This is a genomic window from Photobacterium sp. MCCC 1A19761 (assembly GCF_037389125.1).
In the GTDB taxonomy this organism is placed as follows: Bacteria; Pseudomonadota; Gammaproteobacteria; order Enterobacterales; family Vibrionaceae; genus Photobacterium.
The window spans coordinates 147,754-169,857 of the sequence record NZ_JAZGTF010000004.1 but is presented as its reverse complement, the minus strand read 5'-3'; the positions used below and the strand labels follow the sequence as shown (position 1 = coordinate 169,857).

The 22,104-nt window shown below is 53.0% G+C and carries 18 protein-coding genes; 10 read left to right on the top strand and 8 right to left on the bottom strand.

Annotated elements, in window-relative coordinates:
- Nucleotides 1–58 precede the first annotated feature (58 nt).
- Nucleotides 59–1,471, bottom strand: coding sequence for an anion permease (locus tag VV869_RS07335; protein WP_337734337.1), 1,413 nt, complete (start codon nt 1,469–1,471; stop codon nt 59–61).
- Between the two features lie 288 nt (nt 1,472–1,759).
- On the opposite strand from VV869_RS07335, the gene VV869_RS07330 reads away from it, so the two are divergent.
- Together VV869_RS07330 and VV869_RS07325 are read left to right on the top strand one after the other, a co-directional pair.
- Nucleotides 1,760–3,343 carry a sensor histidine kinase gene (locus VV869_RS07330; protein ID WP_337734336.1) on the top strand — a complete coding sequence of 528 codons (1,584 nt, stop codon included), beginning with the start codon at nt 1,760–1,762 and terminating at the stop codon, nt 3,341–3,343.
- Complete coding sequence (locus VV869_RS07325) at nt 3,315–4,004, top strand: response regulator (RefSeq protein WP_337734335.1); 690 nt, start codon at nt 3,315–3,317, stop codon at nt 4,002–4,004. The genes VV869_RS07330 and VV869_RS07325 overlap by 29 nt, the downstream gene beginning before the upstream one ends.
- A 7-nt stretch (nt 4,005–4,011) precedes the next feature.
- On the opposite strand, the gene VV869_RS07320 is transcribed toward VV869_RS07325, so the two are convergent.
- From VV869_RS07320 to VV869_RS07300, 5 genes are all read right to left on the bottom strand, one after another.
- Nucleotides 4,012–4,893, bottom strand: a complete 882-nt coding sequence (locus VV869_RS07320; protein ID WP_337734334.1) for a GGDEF domain-containing protein — start codon at nt 4,891–4,893, stop codon at nt 4,012–4,014.
- A 666-nt stretch (nt 4,894–5,559) separates the two neighbouring features.
- Entirely contained in the window at nt 5,560–5,811 is a 252-nt protein-coding gene (locus tag VV869_RS07315; RefSeq protein ID WP_337734333.1) for a hypothetical protein, read from the bottom strand.
- A gap of 274 nt (nt 5,812–6,085) precedes the next feature.
- On the bottom strand, nt 6,086–6,694 hold the full coding sequence (locus VV869_RS07310) for a LysE family translocator (protein WP_337734332.1): 609 nt from the start codon (nt 6,692–6,694) through the stop codon (nt 6,086–6,088).
- Between the two features lie 298 nt (nt 6,695–6,992).
- Entirely contained in the window at nt 6,993–7,181 is a 189-nt protein-coding gene (locus VV869_RS07305; protein WP_337734331.1) for a hypothetical protein, read from the bottom strand.
- Nucleotides 7,182–7,221: 40 nt separating this feature from the next.
- Complete coding sequence (locus VV869_RS07300; protein WP_337734330.1) at nt 7,222–9,465, bottom strand: acetyl-CoA hydrolase/transferase C-terminal domain-containing protein; 2,244 nt, start codon at nt 9,463–9,465, stop codon at nt 7,222–7,224.
- A 429-nt stretch (nt 9,466–9,894) separates the two neighbouring features.
- Here VV869_RS07300 and VV869_RS07295 point away from each other — a divergent pair, with 429 nt between their 5' ends.
- On the top strand, nt 9,895–10,233 hold the full coding sequence (locus VV869_RS07295; protein ID WP_337734329.1) for a phasin-related domain-containing protein: 339 nt from the start codon (nt 9,895–9,897) through the stop codon (nt 10,231–10,233).
- A gap of 88 nt (nt 10,234–10,321) precedes the next feature.
- Nucleotides 10,322–11,998, top strand: a complete 1,677-nt coding sequence (locus VV869_RS07290; RefSeq protein ID WP_337734328.1) for a wax ester/triacylglycerol synthase family O-acyltransferase — start codon at nt 10,322–10,324, stop codon at nt 11,996–11,998.
- A 226-nt stretch (nt 11,999–12,224) separates the two neighbouring features.
- Here the strand turns inward: VV869_RS07290 and VV869_RS07285 are convergent, their stop codons facing one another.
- Together VV869_RS07285 and VV869_RS07280 are read right to left on the bottom strand one after the other, a co-directional pair.
- Nucleotides 12,225–12,491 (bottom strand): acyl-CoA-binding protein, encoded by a 267-nt coding sequence (locus VV869_RS07285; RefSeq protein WP_337734327.1) that lies wholly within the window; start codon nt 12,489–12,491, stop codon nt 12,225–12,227.
- A gap of 87 nt (nt 12,492–12,578) precedes the next feature.
- Nucleotides 12,579–14,570: an SDR family oxidoreductase gene (locus tag VV869_RS07280; protein WP_337734326.1), complete on the bottom strand. Its 1,992-nt coding sequence runs from the start codon at nt 14,568–14,570 to the stop codon at nt 12,579–12,581.
- Nucleotides 14,571–14,842: 272 nt separating this feature from the next.
- On the opposite strand from VV869_RS07280, the gene VV869_RS07275 reads away from it, so the two are divergent.
- From VV869_RS07275 to arsJ, 6 genes are all read left to right on the top strand, one after another.
- Entirely contained in the window at nt 14,843–16,480 is a 1,638-nt protein-coding gene (locus VV869_RS07275) for a GMC family oxidoreductase (RefSeq protein WP_337734325.1), read from the top strand.
- Between the two features lie 261 nt (nt 16,481–16,741).
- Nucleotides 16,742–17,809 (top strand): PGAP1-like alpha/beta domain-containing protein, encoded by a 1,068-nt coding sequence (locus VV869_RS07270; protein ID WP_337734324.1) that lies wholly within the window; start codon nt 16,742–16,744, stop codon nt 17,807–17,809.
- 179 nt (nt 17,810–17,988) lie between these two features.
- Nucleotides 17,989–18,768 (top strand): metalloregulator ArsR/SmtB family transcription factor, encoded by a 780-nt coding sequence (locus tag VV869_RS07265; RefSeq protein ID WP_337734323.1) that lies wholly within the window; start codon nt 17,989–17,991, stop codon nt 18,766–18,768.
- Nucleotides 18,769–18,814: 46 nt separating this feature from the next.
- Nucleotides 18,815–19,309, top strand: a complete 495-nt coding sequence (locus VV869_RS07260; protein ID WP_337734322.1) for a cyclin-dependent kinase inhibitor 3 family protein — start codon at nt 18,815–18,817, stop codon at nt 19,307–19,309.
- A gap of 356 nt (nt 19,310–19,665) precedes the next feature.
- Nucleotides 19,666–20,667 carry an ArsJ-associated glyceraldehyde-3-phosphate dehydrogenase gene (locus tag VV869_RS07255; protein WP_337734321.1) on the top strand — a complete coding sequence of 334 codons (1,002 nt, stop codon included), beginning with the start codon at nt 19,666–19,668 and terminating at the stop codon, nt 20,665–20,667.
- Between the two features lie 126 nt (nt 20,668–20,793).
- Complete coding sequence (arsJ, locus tag VV869_RS07250) at nt 20,794–22,026, top strand: organoarsenical effux MFS transporter ArsJ (RefSeq protein ID WP_337734320.1); 1,233 nt, start codon at nt 20,794–20,796, stop codon at nt 22,024–22,026.
- The last annotated feature ends 78 nt before the right edge of the window (nt 22,027–22,104 follow it).

Genomic DNA, 22,104 nt, shown 5'->3' with positions numbered 1-22,104 from the left:
GGGTGAGGGCGCGGGGATGGGTCGCGTTGTGTTGCGTTGCGTAATGGTGTGCGGCGGTTTACCACAGACCGATTGTTTTCCACCAAGCGCCGCCGATAATGAAGAACACCGGAATTACCACGAGGGTAAAAATAAAGCCGATTTTCCACCATTGCTTGAGAGACATATAACCGGCGCCGAACAGAATCGGGGCTGGGCCGGAAGAATAGTGGGTGGTCGACATATACAGATTACTGAACATTCCCAGAACGATAGCAGCCAGCATCGGCGGAGTTCCGGCTGCAATGGCGATCGCCAGGAAAGCGGAGTACATGGCACTGATGTGGGCCATGGCACTGGCCATCAGATAATGGCTGTAGAAGTACACCAGCAGTAGGATCCCCAGCGTAGTAACCCAGCCGAAGCCGTCCATGGATTGGCCGACGATATCGCCGAACCATTGAATGAATCCCATTTTATTGAGCTGACCGGCCATCATCACCAGCACGGCAAACCAGACGATGGTATGCCAGGCTTCTTTTTCAGACAGGACGGCATCCCACTTGATGGTCTGAGTGATCAGCAGGAAGACCAGTCCCAACAAGGCCGTTACGGTAGCGTGAATCCCCAGCGTCGGACCCAGTACCCACAGGGTGATCATGGCGACGAAAGTCGTGCAGATGATTTTTTCATCCCGGCTCATGCCGCCCATTTCTTTGAGTTTCTCTTTGGCCAGGGCGCGCATCTCAGGGGTGCGTTTGAGCTCCGGCGGGAAGATGACATACATCAGCAAGGGGATGAGTCCCAGACAGACCAGCCCGGGGACAATGGCCGCCAGTGCCCAGCCGGCCCAGGTGATCTGAACCCCTTGTTCGGCGGCGAAGTTGGCGGCCAGCGGGTTCCCGGCCATGGAAGTGAGGAACATTGCACAGGTGATGGCATTGCACTGGAAAATACACTGGACCAGGAACGCGCCGATTTTGTTTTCCGTGCCTTTGGCCGGGTCGGAGTCATAAGCCGCTGCAACCGAGCGAAACAGCGGAGAAATGATCCCGCCACAACGTGCGGTGGTACTGGGGGTTGCCGGGGCGAATAACAGGTCGGTCAGCACCAGGCCATACGCTAGTCCCAGTGAGTTATGCCCGAGTTTACTGATAAACATATAGCCGACACGACGGCCGAACCCGGTTTGGATAAAGCCACGGGAGATAAAGAATGCGGCGGCAATCATCCAGATGGTTGGGTGGGCAAAACCGGTCAGGGCCGTTTTGATTGGGACCAGGCCGGTCAGCGCCGTAGCGGTCAGGCCAATCAGGGCCATGGCCCCTAAGGGCAGGGGCGCAATGATCAGACCCAGTACTGTGGTGATAAATACGGCCATCATGTGCCACGCATCGGGTGACAGGCCCGCCGGAGCTGGCGTCAACCACAGGGCGACGCCGAATAACAGCAACCCGGACAGCCGGAAATGCGGTGTGTTTGTGAACGACATAGAAAACTCCTCTACAAAAGTATCTGACGCCATACTCAAGTAAGAACTCAATAAAAAAGTTGTTCTAAATCATGATAATAAGAACGTAATTGGCGGGGCTGGGTAAAGTCAAATCCCATTCACAGCAGGATGTAAGCCGGGGTGAGATAAGGTCAATTGAATCCATTTTCACTATAAAATTCCCCATTAAATTCATAAACGCCATCGCTGTGATCGCCGTGAGAAATTGACGGCGTGCTTTAGGTGAATAACGGCTTTTTCGGTATCCTTGCCGCTCAGGAGAGGCCTATGTCATTTAACAAGAAGTTATTGCTGTTCTTGCTGCTGCTGTTGTCGGTGCAGGGGATTTTATGGTGGCTGGTGGTCGAGCCGCGGATGGTGAGTTTGCTTCGTGAGGAAGTCGCAGAGCGCGCCCGGGTTCAGTCGCGACAGATCGCCGAACTCGATCAACTGATCGCGCGCGTACGCCAGCAAGATATCGCCGGAGTCCGCCGTCTGGTAGATGAGCTCTATCAGGTCAGCGATGCCGACTTTATCGTGGTCAGCGATCGGCAGGGTCGCCGGATGGCACATCCGAAACCTGAACGGATCGGCTTGCCGGTGATGGGCGGCGATATCGAGGCTGCCCTGACGCAGGGGCGGCATTATCTATCAGAAGGGACCGGTTCGCTGGGGCGCTCCTTGCGATACATTTCCCCTTTAATTGACGATCAAGGTGACATCGTCGGCATGGTGAAAGTCGGCTATCTCATTGACACCTTGGGCGAGTGGCGTCGCATTCATTTGATGCCAATTACGCTGATGGCGGCGAGCAGCATCATTCTGGCGTTTATAGCAGCCTTTATTTTCTCCCGCTGGATCCGGCGGGGAATGCTGGGCCGGGAGCCACAGCAACTGCTGCAGCTATTGGAAGTACATCAGGCGATTTTACATTCGACCCATGAGGGGCTGATTGCAGTAGACGGCACCGGGCGCATCGGTGCGATTAACCAGACGGCCTGTACCTGGTTGGATCTGGATCCCGCAGTGGTGCAGGGGCAGCCGGTGGATGCCTGGATTGAAAGCCAGGGGTTTTGTGATCCGAAGGCGGCCGATGTGGTGGACGACATGGCCAGTTTGAATCACCTGGCGGTAATTGCCAGCCGGGTGGCTTTGAATTTGCCGGACGGCGGGGTGGTGATTAGTTTTCGCCGTCGCGACGAGATCAGTATGCTGTCGCAACAACTGAGCCAGATCAGCCAGCACACCGAAAGCCTGCGGATCATGCGCCATGAATATGCCAATAAACTGTCGACCCTGGGCGGCCTGATCCAGATGGGTGCGCTCGATAAAGCGTTACAGTTGATTAATCAGCAGTCCGAGCGTCATCAGCAGGTGATCGATCTGGTGAAACAATCCTGCTGCGCTGAACAATTGGCAGGATTGCTGATTGGCAAATATCACCGGGCAGCGGAGCGACAACTTCGGCTGGAGCTGGTGCCCGGCAGCAGCTTGCGGGTGGTTCCGGCGGGACTGGATGAAGCAGAGTTGTGCGCCATTGTCGGGAACCTGATTGACAACAGTTTTGATGCTTGTCGTCCCGGTGACGGGGTCATTCAGGTATTTTTCAGTGATGAAGGGCCGGAATTTGAGTTGCGGGTTTCGGACAACGGCTGTGGGATCCCGGCGGCGCTGAAAGCGGATATTTTCGAATGGGGCGTCAGCAGTAAGACAGAGCCGGGGCATGGGATCGGCCTGTATCTGGTGGACCGATACGTGCGCCAGGCCGGTGGTTATCTGGAGTTGGACAATGAGCAGGAGCAAACCTGTATCAGTGTGTATGTGCCCAAAGAAGGAACAGAGCATGATAGATGTGTTGATTGTGGAAGATGAGCCGGGCATTGCGGAAATCCATAGTCAGTTTTTGCAGCAACTGAAAGGATTTCGCCCGGTGAGTATTGCCGGTGATCTGGCGCAGGCCCGGCAGATGGCGGCGGTCCTGAAGCCGCAGCTGGTGTTGCTGGATCACTTTCTACCGGACGGGAATGGATTGTCGTTGCTGACCGCGTGGGCGCAGCAGGCCCTGCGGCCGGATGTGATTTACCTAACCGCGGCCAATACCATGGATATTGTTCGCCCGGCGCTGGGTTGCGGCGTGTTTGATTATTTGATCAAGCCGATCAATTACCAGCGATTGAAGGAAAGCCTGCTCCGCTATCAGGCGTATCACCAGTCGCTTCAGGGACAAGGTCGGATCCAACAATCAGAACTGGACGCCCTGCTGGCCCGTCAGGGTCATGTGCCGGAACAAACGGATGCGGGAGCGGGGATCGATTCCTATACCCTGGAGCAGGTTTTGCAATGCTTTACGCATCTGACCTGTGAGTACAGCGCTGAAAGTATGGCCCGGGAAACCGGCCTGAGTAAAACGACGGCCCGGCGTTATCTGGACTACTGTGCCCGCAAGGGAAAGTTGGTCGCCAGCTTGCAGCACGGTAAGGTCGGGCGTCCGATTCGAACCTATATGTTGCCGCGGCCGGCGGGGCTGGGCTAAACCCTGTTCAGGCAATACACCAGCGATTTCGACCCAGAGCTTTGGCCTGATATAGCGCTTCGTCGGCGTCTTTGATCAGTGAGGTGATGCTTGCTTCGCTCGAAGGGAGGCAGGCAACGCCGAAACTGGCTGTACATTGCAACTGCGTGTGTTTGTGGTTGATTCGCAGGGTTTCAATAGCACTTCGAATGCGCTCTGTGATCTGTTTGGCATCCGTCAGGGTGGTATTGTTTAACAAGATCACGAATTCTTCGCCGCCGAAGCGGGCCAGCAGATCTTCTTGCCGTAATGTAGCCTGGATGGTTTGTCCAACGCTGTACAACACATGATCGCCCGTGAGGTGCCCGTAGTTGTCATTCACTTGCTTGAAGTGATCGATATCAAGCAGGATCAGGCTGAATGGCGTGTCTTGACTTTCAGCATTGTCCAGTATCGTTTGTGTGTTTTGGGTAAACGCCCGGCGATTGAGCAGCCCGGTCAGGCTGTCCGTTTCTGCCAGATATTTCATTTTTCGATTTTGCTGCCGGTGAAACTTCACCCAGCGAGAGCTTGTCAGCAGTAAAAGCAAAAAACCGAAGGACTGACAGAGATCTTCCAGAATATCGAGCATGTGGGAGTGGCGAATAAATTCGTCGACGACGTCAATGAAATGGCCAATAAAGAGGAGTGAAGAAGACAACAGCAGCAAGCGGTAGATTGGACGGTTTTCTTTGACGCCATGAATTCCAAACATCAGCAGCAGACAACTCAGTGCCATCACGCCTTCAATCACAACATTGGCATAATCGACGGGAAGTCTGGATGCATAAAAGGTGTAAGCAAAACAAAACAAACTGATGGCACTCAACAGAATTGCTAACTGAGTTTTTACTTGAGCCACAAATGCCATACGTCTTGGTGTACCTTTGAACACTGAGTTTGTTTAACGCACGAAATATACCATACAGGGATGTTTGGAGGATCAAAAATCACCGGGAATGATTGTTTTTATTGAAGAGATCTCTATGTATTGCTCGCCAATGTTGTCATTTATGTCTGTTTATTCATACATCAATGATGCTATGAATACAGTGCAGGTTAAGCTCAATGCCGTAAGATATGTTTTTTCAGAAAATGTGTTCGTGTTGATGAACCATTGATCAATCCAATCACGATTTGAATCAACATCATAAGTCGGATGAAACCGGCACCAGGCCAGAAGCTTGAGAGGGGAAGGTTGATGTATACGAATAAACGTGTCAAACAACGAGTCAAAGAGATTTCGGAGCGTACCCGGCGCAAACATCTAAGCGATCTAGGGGCGCAAAAAGCACAGGAACGTACTTAGGACTGGGGCGGCGGACGCTCGTGCGGCAAGCTCAACAATAACAACCGCGCTGAATGGTCTTCTTTGTGAGGGCATTCAGCGCGGCTATTTTTTTATTGGGTGTACAGCATTTATTGGGTGTACAGCATTTATGGGGTGTACAGTTTGCTCGGGAACCCTGCTCTATCAAGTGACCCTCTTTGACGGGGGCGCTGCTTAAGCGAGTTAAACGAGTGAGTGCATTAGCGGCTACTTCGTCGTCAGTCGTTGGCCCCGTGCGCGCACTTTTGCCATTTTTGCCAGATAATACACATTGACGCAGGCAATGAAGCTGTTGGTGACGACCACGGGCATTGCATCGATCATAAATCCGTAAGTCGTGAATAAAATACAGCCGATCAGGTTCAAAACCCGTAACCAGACGATATCTTTCATCATCAGGGAAATCGCAACCATGAAGGAGGATGCGTAGCCGAGTAACTCGATGGTGCTGAATGCCATGGCGGATATATACCTTTCTCTTCATCTGTCCTGAACAGGGGTCTCTACATCTGTATGCAGATGACTCTCCTCGGCACTCCTTGCCAGACAGATTCGTTAATGAGCCTGAACCTGGCCCGAAACAAAATCGCCCGGATCATATCAAGCTCCGTTTTGCACGAGAACCGGCATTGCCGGAAAAGGCCTGTTCAGCAGAAAGAAAATAGCCGACAGCTGATTTTTTCGGCGTTTATCAGCAAGGAAGCGCTCACCATACACCATTCAGTCGCCGGACTTATTTTGCCAATTCGACAAAGCTGTGCACCCCAAACAGACAAATCATTAATCCGCCCAGTAACTGGAGATAAAACGGAAAAGTCAGGGTATCGAAATGCTCGCGGTAGGCTGAGCCGAAGATGGCCAGCAGACACTGAATCACCAGGCTTCCGGTAAAGATGGCGCCGGCCAGTTGCAAGACGTACAGCGGATTGACCGCCATCTCGGCATGGCCGATAAAGGCAGACAGGGCAATGACCGCAATGGGGTTGGCCAGGGTGAGATAAAAAGCAGCCCGAAGTCCCAGTTTGCGGGTGGGTTGATGAAAATTCGCCAGCAGCCGGGTATTGCGCAGGGCGCTGTACATCATATAAAAGCCGACAAAAATCAGAACCCAGGAAGAGAGCAGGATGATCTGGAAGTGGTAGTCGGAGAAGGTGGTGATGATCCAGGTACCGGCCATAAAACTAATCAGGGCATAGCAGTAATCGGCCAGTGCTGCGCCAATGGCACTGCGGACTGCCACCGTGTACCCATGCTGAATGCCGTTGTTTAAAACCAGAATCGCGATGGGCCCAATCGAGAGGGATAAGAGCAGGCCGAAGAAAAATGCTTTCATAACTTCCATAGGCTCTCCTTGAAATACTGTGGATCAGAGCGTTAGGTAAGCAGGCGCTTAATTAAAGAATAGTCAGAGAGGTGAAAGGTGTGCCAGATATAATCCAATGTTTCCAAGCACATAAATGAGGCAAGTGTTGAGTTTATGCACATCAATGTGCCGTCAGGGTTTCTGTAATTGAAATCCGGGTGCTCCCGGGTGACTATCTATTCGGCAATGATGAATAACTGGTTGTGCCGGGAAAGACAGGAAAGAAAGCCACGGGCTTTCTTTCCTGTGTGTGGGGGGAGGGACTGCCAGAACCAGGCTATTTCTTGGCCTGCCTGCTTTGGTCCGGCGTTATCGCTTGCTGGTCCGTCGCCATAGCCTGCTGTGAGGCGATGGGTTGATCCCCGATGGTGGTTTTGCCCGGACAGATTTTTCGCACCGGACATTTGGGGCAGCCCCAAATGGCAGCGTAGGGGCACAGCGCGATCACATTATTTTTCTTCGACATTGCTCACCTCGTTTTATCTATTGTGTTGGATTTGGTGGGGTTACCTTCCCTTCAGCTCGGCCGCCAGCAAGCGCTGGGTTAACTTGTCCCGAAATGTTGCGGGTTGAAGCAGATCCATGCGCGCCAGTAATGGGCGCAGGCTGGCATCGTCTGGGTTGGCAGTCAGCGCATTGAGGATGCATTTCAGTTTGCCGCCGGGTGTGGCTGTTTTGGCTTTGAGCGATTTCAAAGCCTTACCCAACTGGAGCTCTTCGGCCGTAAAACTGCAACCAAACGGGAACGGCGAGAAAATTTGTTGTTGAGCGAATTTTTTGTAGATGCGTTGGATGGCCTCCGGGGTATTGTTGCAGTACGCTGGTGGTAAGGTATAGTCTTTGGCTACTTTTCCTGCGGCTTTGGCCTGAGCCAGCAACTGCGGCTGGAAGCGGGAGTCGGCAATTTTGATTAATTCGGTATACACCACGTGATCCGGTTTACTGCGCAGATCTGCAATCCCGTATTCGGTGATCACGATGTCCCTGAGCTGACGCGGAATGGTGGTATGGCCATAGTTAAACAAAATATTGGACTTGAGTTCCCCGTTGCGTACGGCGCAGCTTCTGAGCTTCATGATCGAGCGGGAATCGTGCAGTTGGTGCGACTGTGCCACAAAGTTATATTGACCGCCGACGCCACTGACGACCTGGCCGTTTTCCAGCGCATCGGAGACTGCCGCGCCGCTGAGGGTGACCATCATCGCGGAGTTGATAAACCGGGCGTGCTGCCGCTGGGCTTGCTTGAGTTGCTGGCTGCCGAGGAAATGATCGTAGAGATCATTAACGTAGTTGACGCTGGTCATACAGAATTTCTGATGGTCAGCCTCACTCATGGTGTTCAGCGCGTCGTAGAAATCTTTCGGTCCGACAAAAAATGCGCCGTGCATCACCACGCCGCCGCTCAAGGTATGGCCCAGGCAGTGCTGTTCAATCCAGGCGAGTGAATCGGCATGGTTCAGGTTAGCCGGAGCTTGTTGACGGTCGACGAAAAGCCGGCCTTGCTCGTACCTTACGCTGCCGCGAAATACCCCGATCCGTTTCAGGTAGGCGACATCTTCCCGGGTCAGCTGCGCGGCAATGGCCCCGTGCTCCAGCAGGGCGAGCACGGTTGCGATCGAGACATCCGGGGTGATTTTATGCTGGTTTAGCAGCGTTTGGAGGGTCAGGTCTTCAAAGACTTCCCGTTTCAGGATCCCGGCTTTGTATAAGTGGACGAAACCATCCACCATCAACTCGCTACAGCCGTATAACCCCTGCTTAAAGGATCCGCTGTCTCCGATTTTCTGACTGACCGGAAATTTCTCGGCCACGTTCAGTTCATTCAGCACCTGATGATAGACGTCGTTTTGCTGGTGGCGCAGCAAGGTGCTGTAGATGAGCGCGCTGCTGAGTGAACCGATCCCGACCTGCAGGGTTCCCCCGTCTTTGACCAGAGTACTGGCGTAAAAGCCAATCAAATGATCTTCCGGCGAGATGCTGGCATGGGGGGCGGCAAACAGGGCATAGTCCTGATGACCGGGTTTGAGGTTTTGATCCAGCACCCAGTCAAATACATTGTCGGCCACTTCGGCATGATTGTGCATAAACGGCATGTTGGCATTGACCTCCGCAACCATGGCAACCGGGGTTCCGTTTGCCCGCATCTCTTCCATTAACGGCGCAAAGTCGAGGGCCAGATCAGAATTACTGCATAAACTGTAGGTGGTCACGCCATTCACCGTCCGTTTGGCAACCAGCTGCGCGACAACATTTACGCCTTTATCCAGTAAATCCCGAACAGCGTGGGTGTAGTTGGTACTGGTGTAGTTCTGTTGCTGCGGGCTGTTGAGAAAGCTGCCGGCCTTAAAGAAAAACTCACTGATCGTGATATTGGCCGGCACCTGATTGCGGCGCAGATCCGTGATGTAGTCCAGATCCGGGACACCGGCGAATTCACGTTCAACGAAAGGCTCCAGGAACTTCTTTTCCAGCGGGCTTTTTCCGACAGGTTTTTCCAGGCTAATTCCGGTTTCGATCCGCAGGGTGATTTGTGGATCGGCTTTTGCCCGCTGATAGAGCGCGTTGACAAACGCGACGGGTTTGCCAATCGCCAGCGGCACGCCGAGAGTGATTTGGTTTCCGACAGTTTCCAGAATGCGATCAACCAATTGTTCAACATCGGCAAAGGCGGGCGCAGCTGGTTTTTCACAGGTCACAGTCATGGTCGCTAGCGGCGGTGTGGTGGTCTCCACAAATTCTAGTACTGACATTTTGCATTCCTTGTTCGATTTGTTATTGGAAAGAAGCATATTTTTTGTGCGTCAGCTTCATTGTTAGCGCCAGGAATAGAGTGTTCACTCTAGACTTGTTTTTCCATCACATTTTTGGTCGTTTTTTTGTCAGTTTTTGGCGAGAAGTTGAACTGAGTCACAGCCTTGTGAGCGGCTTGGTTAGCTCGGGGTTACACCGGTTAGTCATTGAGTCTGGGTTCAGGTAGATGGTACTGCACACCGGTCGGCAAACCATCGTTTTGCGGGGCATGGCGCGGTGGTTGGTTGGATGGCGATTACGAAGGCTGAGGACGGAATTTAGAAAGAATGATCTAATTTCAGTTGTTAGGCTCTGAGATCTCAGTAGGACTTTAATAATGAACAAACAGGATTTTGACCATGATGAATCCAGTAAAAATGATCGGAAATATGAAAACTGTGACTGAAACCGGAGAGAGCGCCCTGAAGCAGGTTGTCTGGGCGGGGCTCGGGGCATACAGTAAAGGTATCGAACAGGTCGGAATGGCCCAGCACCTGGTGACCAAACGGTTTACTTCTTTGGTTGAACAGGGGCAGCACGTCGAAACGGAAACCCTGTCGCGGGTGAAACACACCAAGGCAGCCATGCTGGCACGGACGGAAACGCAGCTGAATGATGCCCTGCGCAAAACCTGCGGAGTGGATCGAAACCGCTTGTCATCGGTCGAAGCCAAAATCGATCAGTTGCAGTTGGCCGTCGATAAGCTGGTGAAGCAAGCCGCAGAATAGGCAGGCAGCAGTCGGTCCGGCGGCATACCGACGGATAACCTTGTGTGAGGCAGGTTAGCTGCCGGACAAGCTAGAAAAAGGAATCTCTATGCCAAGTTTGTCTCTTCTTGATTTCAGTTTTATCGCATTTGAAACGGCAAAAACGCCGATGCATGTCACAGGGTTGGTGATCCTGGATCCCCCCCGGGAGCAGGCTACAACCTTTGCCCAGGACCTGTATTCACATTTCCTGGCGCAGACCGAAACGGCCGCACCGTTTAACTGGCGTCTGAAGTGGTCGCTGACTGGGAAACCATCCTGGGAAGCCTTGTCGCAGGTGAATCTGGACGATCATCTGCGGATCACCATGTTGCCGTCTCCGGGCAATGAGCAGCAGTTGCAGCAGGTCGTGGGCCGTTTGCATAGCCAGGTTCTGGATCGCAGTCGCCCGATGTGGGAAGTGTGGGTGATTGGCGGCCTCGAACATAACCGGGTTGCTCTGGTGATGAAAATTCATCACTCGATGGCCGACGGGGTGCGGGCCAGTCGGATATTCACGTCTTGCTGTCATCCGGACCCGGAGCAGTCTTTTACCAAGCCGTTCTGGCAACATGATTTGCGTAAAACGGATGCGCAGCGCCGCCAGGAAACCCACCTGACGGATTTGGTGATGAAAACCGCCATGACCGCGACCAAACAGTTGTCGTTGCTGCCTTCAATATTCCGGCTCGGTAGCAAATTAGCGCTGAAAGCGGTGAATCTGGCGGACTGTGATTTGAAAGTGCCGTTTACGGCGCCGAAAACACCGTTTAACTTGAGTCCGAAGCGAAGTCGCGCGGTGAGCCTGGGGCATTTATCAATGCGTCAGCTCAAACATATCAGCCATATTACCGGTGCTTCGCTGAACGATATTTTATTTACCGTCAGTGATATTGCGCTGAACCGGTATTTGCAGGATAGGGCGATCCCGCTGAGTAAGCCGCTGGTCGCCATGATGCCGATTAACCTAAGGGGCAAGGACGAGGCCGAAGGGAAGAGCAATAAGATGTCCATCGGCCATGTGGAGTTGGGGAAACCCTTCCTGAGCCCGCTTGAGCGCCTGGAAGCGATCCAGCATGCGACCTTGGATCTGAAGCAGGAAGCGCTGAACATTTCTCCCGATGCCTATGTGAATTACTCGCTTTTGGTGAACGGGGTGTCGTTGTTCAGTGGTAAGTTCGGACTTAATAACTTCATACCGCCGGCCAGTAACCTGCTGATTTCCAATGTACCGGGAGCTAAGGAGCAGCTGTACTTTATGGGGGCGACGGTACGGGAGCAGTATCCGGTATCGCTGCTGATGCCGGGGCAGACCCTCAATATCACCTTCTTCAGTAACGCGGATATGATTTATTTCTCCCTGGTGGCCTGCAGTCAGTCACTGCCGGGGTTTGAGGCGATCACTGAGTATATGGGGGAGGCTTTTGCGGATATCGAGGCAGAAGTGATGCAAACTGCTGCTCATGCCGTCTCTGAGCAACTGGAGTATCGCCAGGATAAAACCCTGGCGGTCGAAACTGCGGTTGAGGCTGCCGGCAACTCCCTGTCTCCGGATGATGAAGATTTCGAGCAGCTTTTTGCGGAGAAACAGAAAAAAGTCGAAGCCCTGGAGCAGCAACTGGCGAAACTGACCGCGCTGCTGGCGGCGACGCAGCTGAATGAGGCACAAGCGCAGGATTCAAATGCTTTGCCGGGAGAGGCATCTGTCTCGACGGAAAAATCACAGCCGTCTGCTAAATTGCACTAAGCCGCGAGGTGTGTGACTGACATGAAAAAGCCACCGGGCATCAGCTGGGTGGCTTTTTTGTGCAGCCCGTTTGAAGGCATTCTCTAACGGTATTCATGCATAAGCCATATTCATGCATAAAAGTCTGTCGTCGATCAGCACAATGTGCAGATAAAAGAAAGACCGCAATTGCGGTCTTTCTTGAGCTGTCAGGAGAGCGTACCTGACAGCAGATTCGGCTTCACGCTTATGCGTAAGCAGCTTTCATGGCGGCCACTTTATCCACGTACTGTTGCATCGCCGTATCGCTGTCCATGCCTTTCAGTTGCTCCCACGCTTCATACTTCGCCGCGCCTTTGAAGTCAAACATGCCGGGTTTACTGCCGTGCACATCGCCTTCGGTGGCTTGCTTGAACAGTGAGTACAGCGCCAGGAGTTCATCATTCGACGGACGCTGGGTGAGTGTTTTGACATCCAGTTGCGCTTGTTCAAAATTTGCTTGTAAATCTGCCATGATTCCTTTTTCCTTTTCAAAGTGTGGCTCAGCCACTTCAGTGTATGCGGTGTGTTCCTTATTACATGTCACTTGTCTGTATTTGGCTTACAAGTGAATCCCCTTGAGCAGGGCAGAGAAAGCAATCAGCTCTGCTGAGGAGGCTTTCTCGGTTTTTTGCTCTTTACCCTGATCGCTTTCCTTGGAATCCGGGAACATCCGGAAGCTGCTGTTCATCACGATTTCGGCCAGTTTCGGGAACAGGGCGTGTACGACCGCGCCGAAAATGCCCAGGTTGGTGGCAATTCGCTTCGGCTTGTCAATGATGGCGGTGGCCAGCATATCGGCGGCTTCATTCGGCGTCAGGGTGGGGACGGACTGGTAGATCTTCGTCGGGGCGATCATTGGTGTCGCCACCAACGGCATATTGATGGTGGTGAAATGGATGTTGAGATCCGAATACTCTGAAGCCGCACAACGGGTGAATGCATCCAGCGCGGCTTTTGAGGCCACATAAGCCGAGAAGCGTGGCGCATTGGTCAGCACACCAATCGAAGAGATATTGATGACATGGCCGCCGCCCTGCGCTTCCATTGCCGGGAGCAGCCCTAGGGTCAGTTTCAGTGAACCAAAATAGTTGAGCTGCATGGTCCGCTCGAAGTCGTGGAAGCGGTCAATTGAGTTGGCAATGGAGCGGCGGATAGAACGACCGGCATTGTTGATCAGAATATCGACCCGACCGTGATCACTCAGCACCTGCTCAATGAGCTGCTCAACCTGTTCAATGATGGATAAATCACAGGTATAGGTGTGTGCAATTCCGCCGCGCTCTTCAACGGCCTGCTTGGTCGCTGCCAGTTTTTCTTCATCGCGGGCAACCAGGATCATTTCGGCACCGTTTTCCGCCAGTTTGAACGCGGTTGCCTGGCCGATCCCGGAGCTGGCGCCGGTGATCAGGATGATCTTGTCGGAGACCCGCGCGCTCAGGCTGCGATCACCGGAGATCGCCGGATCCAGATGGCGTTCCCAGTAGTCCCAGATAGCCGGAGCATAAGTCGGCAGGCGAGGGCACTCGATCCCGGAGCCTTTCAGCGCCATTTGGGTTTCCCGGCAGTCGAACTCGGTTGGATAGGTAAAGAATTTAAGAACTTCAGCCGGGATCCCCAGATCTTTCAGCGTCACATCGGTGATTTGCCGGATGGTCGGCAACGACAGAATTGCCCCTTTGACCTGGTTCGGGATCAGGCCGAACAGGCGGGCATCCAGGCGCAGGGCCATGCGCGGGGCATGACCGGCTTCGGCAAAGATATTCAGCACTTCGCCTGAGCGATAAGGCTTGGGATCGGTCAGGTGGAAGCAGCGGCCATCCAGATCCGGCTGGTGGGCGATATGATCCAGGGCGTTCACGACGAAATCGACCGGCACAATATTCAGGCTGCCGCCTTCCAGGCCGATGGTCGGTACCCAGGCCGGTAACACTGAGCGGATCCGTTGGATCATTTTGAACAGGTAATACGGGCCGTCCACGCGGTCGGCAACCCCGGTTTTGGAGTGACCGATCACCATCCCCGGCCGGTAAATCCGGTAAGGCACCATGCAGTGCTCGCGGACGGTTTTTTCTGACAAATGCTTGGTTGAGAAGTACGGATGATCCAGATTTTCCGCTTCTTCGAACATATCTTCCCGGAAGTGGCCCTGATACAGCCCGGCAGCCGCAATTGAGCTGATGTGATGGAAGCAGCCTGCATCGAGATCTTCTGCGGCATCCAGCGCATGTTGCGTCCCTTGCACGTTCACCGCTTCCTGGATTTCGGCACTGGCCTTGAGATCATAAATGGCCGCCAGGTGGAAGAAGTGACGAATGTTGCCGCGGAGATCGGCAATGCTTGACTCAGACAACCCCAGTCTGGGTTGAGTCAGGTCGCCGATCACTGGCACCACGCGGTCGGCCTGAATCTGTAGTTCTGTGGCCAGCTCGGCCAGTTTATCCTGCGCCTGTTCGTTTCGGCACAGGACAAAAATGGTGCCTTCACGCTGAACCAGTTTAGAGATGAGGTGACGGCCTAAAAAACCGGTCCCTCCAGTCAGAAAATATGCCATGAGATCTCCTTAAATGCAGGCAAAAAAATGAGTATTCCTTTATACAATATTAAATCTACACTGGTCAGATGTGTTGTCTTTACCCAAAATCGAAAACTATTAAACAGATCACCTTTTTATTTTTACTGAAACTTTTTATTGCAAGGGAATAATCAAAACAAATCAAAGTGAGTAAAAGTTGCCTATGATTTATTAGAGAATCAATAAAGAATAACCATGACTGGGATTATTCATCTGGCTGGCAAATCATCACATTTAACCGAGGGAATGTTATGTATGATTTTATTATTGTTGGTGCGGGGTCGGCCGGCTGTGTATTAGCGAACCGGTTGTCTGCCGATCCATCGGTGAAAGTTTGCCTGCTGGAAGCCGGACCGAAGGATGCCAGCCTGATGATCCGGGTGCCGCTCGGCATCATCGGCATGATGCATTCAAAAAAAATGAACTGGCGCTACTACACCGAGCCGGAACCCCATTTGGGAGGCCGTCGGCTGTTTTGGCCCAGGGGCAGAACACTGGGAGGAAGTAGTGCATCCAATGCGATGTGCTATATCCGCGGTCATGCCTGCGACTACAACCAGTGGGCAGCGCTGGGGAACGAGGGCTGGGGCTATCAGGATGTGTTGCCTTATTTTAAAAAATCCCAGCATCAGCTTCGCGGGGAAGATGCATATCATGGTGTCGGCGGGCCGCTCCATGTGTCGGATCTGCGGGTCCATAACCCGCTGTCAGACGCCTTTATTGAAGCAGCAATGCAAGCCGGTCATAAGCGGGCGCAGGACTTCAACGGCAGTGAACAGGAGGGCGTCGGTTATTACCAGGTGACCCAGAAGAATGGCGAGCGGTGCAGCACGGCTGCCGGTTATCTGCGATCGGCAGAGGGGCGGGACAACCTCACGGTGATCACGGACGCGCTGACCACGCGGGTGTTGTTCGACGGCACCCGGGCCACGGGTGTGGAGTACCGCCGACATGGTCAGCTGCACACGGTGTCTTGTCGTGGCGAGGTGCTGCTCAGCGGTGGGGCCATCAATAGCCCGCAGCTGCTGCTGTTGTCCGGAGTCGGGGCAGAGGATCAGCTCAGCCAGCATGGGATTGCGCTGGTTCACCATCTGCCCGGTGTTGGGGAAAACCTGCAGGATCACCTGGATGTGCTGGCCGTGACGCGCGAGAGAACCTTCTACTCGATTGGGTTTTCACCGGTCGCGTTGCTGCGCTCCGTGAAAGGTGTGTTTGATTACTTCCTGTATCGAAAAGGAAACTTCACGTCGAATATTGCGGAGGCCGGCGGCTTTGCCAAAAGCGCGCCTGAGCTTGCGGTGCCGGATATCCAGTTTCATTTTTCCCCATGTTTTCTCGACAACCACGGCCTGAATTTGTGGCAGACGGTGCGTCACGGCTATTCACTCCATGCGTGCAATTTAAGGCCGAAAAGCCGTGGTCGGTTAACGCTCAGGAATGCCGAACCGACCACACCACCGGTTATTCGGGCCAATTATCTGGATGACCCGGAGGATATGGCGGTGATGATCAAAGCGCTGAAATTGTCGCGTGACATCCTCAAGCAACCGGCGTTTGCCCGCTATCGCGGGCAGGAGGTTTTTCCGGGGACAGAAGTACAAACGGATGAGGCACTGGAAGCCTTTATCCGCCGCAAGGCCGAGTCGATTTATCACCCGGTCGGGACCTGTAAAATGGGGCAAGATGCAATGGCAGTGGTTGATGCTGAACTCAGAGTTCGGGGGGTATCCGGATTGCGGGTGGTCGATGCTTCGATTATGCCGACTTTAATTGGTGGCAACACCAATGCCCCCACCATTATGATCGCGGAGAAAGCTTCGGATATGATTTTGGCATCTTATTTAAAAAAGTCCTTTAATCATAAATTAGAGACGGTTGATATGATTTAATCGTCAAAAAGTTTCAGGCTATTTTGATGGCCTGATTCTGATTTTAATGAATAAATAAAAGTTAGAGTGATTTTTCTAATTTTTATTTTTACAATAGAGTAGCGCGCTTCGTATATTATTTATATTTAAATTCAATGGATGGTCATTCCGCTGATTGATTCTCAATTTTAATATTCGTGTGAATCCTGTTCGAGATTGACTTGATTTCTGATGTTGGCTCATAAATGATAGGAAGCGACGTTGGCAGCAGTAGGTTGGTGTATGATTTCGAAGAATAACCTGAGTCAAAGGTTTCAGGCGGTGATGGATGAATTTTCGTCCAAAATGTCTGAAAACAAGCTGGCGGCGAAAGAGAAAATCGGCGACTTCATTGAATCCGGATTACCGCCGGTTCAGAGCGAGATGGTGATCGCGACGCTCAATGGGGCGATTGGCGATTATCTGGCACAACGCAACAGTCGTTTCTTGCAGCCGATGTTGCTGCGGGATCAGCATCAAACCCTGGTGCTGGAGTCGGGGCAACTGCAGCAACAACTGACGCGTTGTTCTGAGCGCATTGTCGTCTGTGTCCACGGATGGTGCATGAACGATGTGCAGTGGAAACGCAAAGAGCACGATCACGGCGAAAGCCTCAGCCGATATGGCTATACCCCGATTTATCTGCGTTACAACACGGGTCTGCATATCTCGGAAAATGGGGAGAATTTCGCACGGATGCTGGACGCGCTGGTGATGACTTGGCCATGCCAGGTGAAAGAGCTGGTGATCATTGGCCATAGTATGGGGGGACTCGTGACCCGCAGTGCCTGCTATTATGCCGAGCAACATCAACTGTCCTGGCTCTCGGTACTCAATACCTTTATTACCCTCGGCTCTCCCCACAACGGTGCGCCTTTGGCGAAGCTGGCCTGCTGGATCGACGACAGAATCGCCGACAGCCCTTATCTTAAAATGCTGACCCGGTTGTCGGAGATCCGCAGTAGCGGCACCAAAGACTTAAGTCAGGGATATATTCGTCACACGGACTGGCAACCGCAGGCAGAACTGGCGTTGCAGCATGAACGTCCTGCCTTACCGCAGGGCGTTGCTTGCTACGCCATTGCCTCATGTTTGGGGCAAAACCTGGATGATGAAAAAAATCTCCGCCTGGGGGACGGCCTGGTGCCGGTTTCGAGTGCCCTGGGCGCTGCCAGTGAGGGACAATCGGCACTCAATTATCCGCAGCCCCATCAGTGGGTGGTCGGTGGGATCAATCATATCGATTTGCTCACCCACCCGCATGTTGCCCATAAGGTCCATCAGTGGGTTCTGTTTAATACCGCCGATTAATATCAATTTGGGATCCGCGCTGTTTTATGCCTTCTGGACTTGCAGAAGGTTTTGCCCCGCCGCGGACTCTGCACCTTCACTTTCAGTTTGTTGACAGTTCCGTGAACTCTATATATGGCTATTGTTATATATAGTCTCTCATATATACTGGGTTCAGCTGTTTATCGACTGAGTCCTTCATGAAAAAGAAAATCTTGTTTCTTTGTACCGGCAACTCTGCCCGCTCTCAACTGGCGGAAGCGCTGATGCGCCATATGGCGGGTGAGCACTACCAGGTCATGAGTGCCGGCATGAAGCCGGAAACGGTGGATCCGCGGGTTTATCAGGTGTTGTCTGAGGCCGGGATCGATGCCGAGAATCTCCATAGCATGTCTGCACAGGCATTGCAGGATCAACATTTTGATGTGGTCATCACCTTGTGTGACAGAGCCAGTAACGAATGCGCGCTGTTTTCAGATTCTGACGCGTTGATTCATTGGGATTTTAAAGATCCGAAACCGCTCGAAGGACTGGCGCCGTTCCGGGAAACGCTGGAAGGATTGCGATCGCGGCTAGCCTTGTTTCTGATGCTCAATGGGGAAGCGCAGCAGGATGTGATTGGCCCGGTTGAGTTGTTTAAAATTATGAGTGATCCCCTCCGGCTACGGATTCTGATGCTGATCGAAGACGAACAGGCCCTGTCGGTCAGTGACTTGACCAAGGTGCTGGAAGTGAGTCAGCCGAAGGTCTCGCGGCATTTGGCACTGCTTCGTGACGGTGGCGTTCTGCAGGATCAGCGTGAAGGATTGTGGATTTTCTACCGGTTGGCCGAGAATTTGCCGACCTGGATCCGGCATACACTGGCCACGGTCAGAAACGGTAATCCGGGTATGATCAATACAGAAAAGCTGAAACTCTCAGCGCTGGCCGATCGGAAAAAACCAGGATACAGCCATAAAGATTCGACGCTGAATGCTTAGCGTTCGGCTTTCATTTATTACATTTCAAATGTCTACAGGAAAAACCATGTCGACTGTACACCCGTACTGGACCCTCCCGCTGGCAGGGAGTGGCCAATTAATTTTGACGCCTTGTCCCGGCACGAAAGAAACGCCGTTGAAAGCGGCCTTGCAGCAACTGAAAGATGCGGGTGCCACAGCGGTGCTGACCGCGCTTGAACCCGGTGATTTGGCCGATGATGGCCTGACGGCGCTGGCTCAGGCGTGTGAGTCGCTGGGGCTGAAATGGTTCCATTTGCCGATTGAAGATGATTGCGCTCCGGGCGATGCATTTGATGCCAATTGGCCGCAAGCCAATCGTGAAGCGCAGGCCATGTTATATCAGGGCGAATCATTGGCGATCCATTGTATGGGTGGCTCCGGTCGGACCGGGTTGATTGCGGCCCGGCTGATGCTGGCGCGTGGCGTGGCGCTGGATACCGCGATCGCGCAAATTCAGGCGCTTCGCCCCGGGGCATTTACTCGCCAGGCTCACCTCGACTATATCCGGCAGTTTGAATAAACCCGAAGTTCGAGCAACCTGAGGCCCCATTTAACCAGAACTCCACTAAAACAGCGTGATAAGTTGGCAACGCAAACCCCGTTTCGACGGGGTTTTTTTGTGGCCGGGAAGTGGTTTGTTCGTCCTTGGCCTTGCCGGGGATCATCTTGTTGTCAATCGGCCACGCTACACTGTAGCGGTGTGATTCCGGCGATTGACTTGGATGGATGGCCGCTGGTGAAACATCGGCTGAACAGGGTTTGATGAATTTTTTAAGAAAGGGCTAGCCAGACGTCCGGGACATGGCTAATATTCGCTAATCCATATATATGTTTTATCAAATATTTAAAGATATGCTTGCACAGAGGAAATGAAGCATGGCGATTAAAGTAGGTATCAATGGTTTTGGTCGTATCGGCCGTCTGGCGCTGCGTGCAGCTTATGACTGGGCGGACATTGAATTTGTACAAATTAACGATGTGGCCGGGAACGCACAGACTTTAGGGCACCTACTGGAGTTTGATTCTGTCCAGGGGCGCTGGCATCACGGAGTCACCGCAGAAGACAATGCCATTGTAATTGGCGAGCATCGGATTCGCTGTACTCAGGAGCGCGATATTGATGCAGTTGACTGGTCAGGGTGTGACGTGGTGCTGGAAGCAACCGGGGTACACCGTAAAACTGAGCTGCTGCAAAAATATCTGGATCAAGGCGTTAAACGTGTCGTCGTCTCTGCGCCGGTGAAGGAAGAAGGCGTGTTGAACGTTGTGGTGGGTGTGAACGATCATCTGTTTGATGCTGAAAAACATCGCATTGTGACGGCGGCATCCTGTACCACCAACTGTATTGCCCCGGTGGTGAAAGTGATCCACGAGAAACTGGGGATTGAGCAATCCTCATTCACCACTATTCACGATTTGACCAATACCCAAACCATTCTGGATGCGCCGCATAAAGATCTGCGACGTGCCCGTGCATGCGGCATGAGCCTGATCCCGACCACCACCGGCTCGGCAACGGCAATTGTCGAAATCTTCCCGGAGCTGAAGGGCAAAATTAACGGCCACGCAGTCCGTGTGCCGCTGGCGAACGCATCCCTGACCGACATCATTTTCGATGTTAGCCGTGATACCACGGCCGAAGAAGTCAATGCGCTGCTCAAAGAAGCCGCGGAAGGCGAATTGTCGGGGATCCTGGGTTTTGAAGCGCGTCCGCTGGTTTCCATTGACTACAAAGGCGATCAACGCTCGACGGTCGTTGATGCGCTCTCGACTATGGTGGTGAACGACCGCATGGTCAAAGTGTACGCCTGGTACGATAACGAGATGGGTTATGCAACCCGCACGTCCGAGCTGATCCGTAAAGTCGGCCTGGCGTAAACCGGCCTGAGCGACACCACTGTAAGGGCAGTATTGAGCAGGCCACAGGACACGGGAAACCCCGGTGCTGTTGGCCTGTTTTCCCGCCGCAGTGCGAGTGCTGCGCAACTGACAAGAGAATTCTGCATGTTTGCTGCTTTTTCTAACTTATCGAAAGACGTGCGCCAATATATGTTGGTGACCTTTAATTACTGGAATTTTACGGTCACGGATGGGGCGCTGCGCATGCTGGTGGTGCTGCATTTTCACCAGCTGGGCTACACACCACTGGAAATTGCATCGCTGTTTTTGTTTTATGAGTTTTTCGGTGTCGTCACGAATTTGATTGGCGGCTGGCTGGGCGCCAAACTGGGTCTGAACCGAACCATGAATGTCGGGCTCGGAATGCAGGTGCTTGCCTTGGCGATGCTGGCCGTGCCGTCGACCTATTTGACCGTGCCTTGGGTGATGCTGGCACAGGCATTATCGGGCATTGCCAAAGATCTAAATAAGATGAGCGCCAAGAGTGCCATCAAAACTCTGGTGCCGGACGAGCGTCAGGGTGCCTTGTATCAATGGATCGCGATTCTGACCGGCTCGAAAAATGCCCTCAAAGGCGCGGGTTTTTTTCTCGGTGGTTTACTGCTGACCACCATTGGCTTTAAAGGCGCAGTGCTGGCGATGGCCGGTGTACTGCTGGGCGTGCTGTGCCTGAGTCTGTTTGCTTTGGACAAGGATATGGGCAAGGCCAAGCAGAAGGTGAAGTTCAGTCATATCTTCTCGAAAAGCAGCAGCGTCAACATTCTTTCTGCCGCCCGGATGTTTCTGTTCGGCGCTCGGGATGTTTGGTTCGTGGTTGCGCTGCCGATTTACCTTGGGCAGGTTTTTGGCTGGGAGCATAGTGCCGTCGGCGGCTTTCTTGCCCTGTGGGTGATTGGATACGGCTTTGTTCAGGGCATCGCCCCGCGTATTACTGGGAAAACCAAAGGCGTGGTGCCGGATGGTAAAGCTGCAATGGGCTGGGCCGGAGTTTTGGCGCTCATTACGGCTGGCGTTGCCTTTGGGGTCCAGTCAGGCTGGCAGCCGGGGCTGACGATTGTCGGTGGCTTGCTGGTGTTCGGGGCCGTCTTTGCCGTCAACTCTTCCCTGCATTCCTACCTGATCGTCAGCTATGCCAAAGATGACGGCGTATCTCTGGATGTCGGTTTCTACTACATGGCCAATGCGATGGGTCGCCTGATCGGAACCGTCCTTTCCGGTTGGCTGTATCAGGTGGCAGGATTGGCGACATGCCTGTGGGTTTCATTTGCATTTCTTGCCGTGACCACGGTGATTTCCCTCTGGCTACCGGCACACCCGAAACCACAAGTGGCGAATTAACCACAGACAGCAGCCAGATTGGCTGCTGTCACTTTTCCTGTCGTTATTCTATGCTCTAAAAGCATGATTCTCCTTGTA

What these genes read in the sequence shown, in the direction of transcription:
- VV869_RS07335 (WP_337734337.1), bottom strand. Translation starts at nt 1,471, where the DNA reads ATGTCGTTCACAAACACACCGCATTTCCGGCTGTCCGGGTTGCTGTTA.
- VV869_RS07330 (WP_337734336.1), top strand. Translation starts at nt 1,760, where the DNA reads ATGTCATTTAACAAGAAGTTATTGCTGTTCTTGCTGCTGCTGTTGTCG.
- VV869_RS07325 (WP_337734335.1), top strand. Translation starts at nt 3,315, where the DNA reads ATGATAGATGTGTTGATTGTGGAAGATGAGCCGGGCATTGCGGAAATC.
- VV869_RS07320 (WP_337734334.1), bottom strand. Translation starts at nt 4,893, where the DNA reads ATGGCATTTGTGGCTCAAGTAAAAACTCAGTTAGCAATTCTGTTGAGT.
- VV869_RS07315 (WP_337734333.1), bottom strand. Translation starts at nt 5,811, where the DNA reads ATGGCATTCAGCACCATCGAGTTACTCGGCTACGCATCCTCCTTCATG.
- VV869_RS07310 (WP_337734332.1), bottom strand. Translation starts at nt 6,694, where the DNA reads ATGGAAGTTATGAAAGCATTTTTCTTCGGCCTGCTCTTATCCCTCTCG.
- VV869_RS07305 (WP_337734331.1), bottom strand. Translation starts at nt 7,181, where the DNA reads ATGTCGAAGAAAAATAATGTGATCGCGCTGTGCCCCTACGCTGCCATT.
- VV869_RS07300 (WP_337734330.1), bottom strand. Translation starts at nt 9,465, where the DNA reads ATGTCAGTACTAGAATTTGTGGAGACCACCACACCGCCGCTAGCGACC.
- VV869_RS07295 (WP_337734329.1), top strand. Translation starts at nt 9,895, where the DNA reads ATGAAAACTGTGACTGAAACCGGAGAGAGCGCCCTGAAGCAGGTTGTC.
- VV869_RS07290 (WP_337734328.1), top strand. Translation starts at nt 10,322, where the DNA reads ATGCCAAGTTTGTCTCTTCTTGATTTCAGTTTTATCGCATTTGAAACG.
- VV869_RS07285 (WP_337734327.1), bottom strand. Translation starts at nt 12,491, where the DNA reads ATGGCAGATTTACAAGCAAATTTTGAACAAGCGCAACTGGATGTCAAA.
- VV869_RS07280 (WP_337734326.1), bottom strand. Translation starts at nt 14,570, where the DNA reads ATGGCATATTTTCTGACTGGAGGGACCGGTTTTTTAGGCCGTCACCTC.
- VV869_RS07275 (WP_337734325.1), top strand. Translation starts at nt 14,843, where the DNA reads ATGTATGATTTTATTATTGTTGGTGCGGGGTCGGCCGGCTGTGTATTA.
- VV869_RS07270 (WP_337734324.1), top strand. Translation starts at nt 16,742, where the DNA reads ATGATTTCGAAGAATAACCTGAGTCAAAGGTTTCAGGCGGTGATGGAT.
- VV869_RS07265 (WP_337734323.1), top strand. Translation starts at nt 17,989, where the DNA reads ATGAAAAAGAAAATCTTGTTTCTTTGTACCGGCAACTCTGCCCGCTCT.
- VV869_RS07260 (WP_337734322.1), top strand. Translation starts at nt 18,815, where the DNA reads ATGTCGACTGTACACCCGTACTGGACCCTCCCGCTGGCAGGGAGTGGC.
- VV869_RS07255 (WP_337734321.1), top strand. Translation starts at nt 19,666, where the DNA reads ATGGCGATTAAAGTAGGTATCAATGGTTTTGGTCGTATCGGCCGTCTG.
- arsJ (WP_337734320.1), top strand. Translation starts at nt 20,794, where the DNA reads ATGTTTGCTGCTTTTTCTAACTTATCGAAAGACGTGCGCCAATATATG.